The 255-nt window shown below is 46.3% G+C and carries 1 protein-coding gene; it reads left to right on the top strand.

The genetic code is table 11. The features are described 5' to 3' along the window. A partial coding sequence (locus ACWPKD_RS15265; protein ID WP_455413544.1) for a hypothetical protein occupies positions 1–255 on the top strand: 255 nt, incomplete at both ends.

Genomic DNA, 255 nt, shown 5'->3' with positions numbered 1-255 from the left:
TCAATACCGCGACTACCGATTCACTGTAACCGATGATTGTGGTAACGATGCAGAACAAACACTTCGTATTACCCGTCACTTCGATGAAACCGATCCGGTTGTTGCCGATATTGCCGATTACGCTTTACCAGGCTGTAACACAGCATGGCCAACAGAAGTATCTACTACCTTCACAGATAATTGTGGAGCCGGTGGAGAAACCAGTGGTAGCGTAGATGGTGTATTGATTGGTTCCGGTAGTGTTGATGAATGTAC

The organism is Flavobacterium pedocola (genome assembly GCF_053764385.1).
This window is presented reverse-complemented; position numbering and strand designations above follow the sequence as displayed.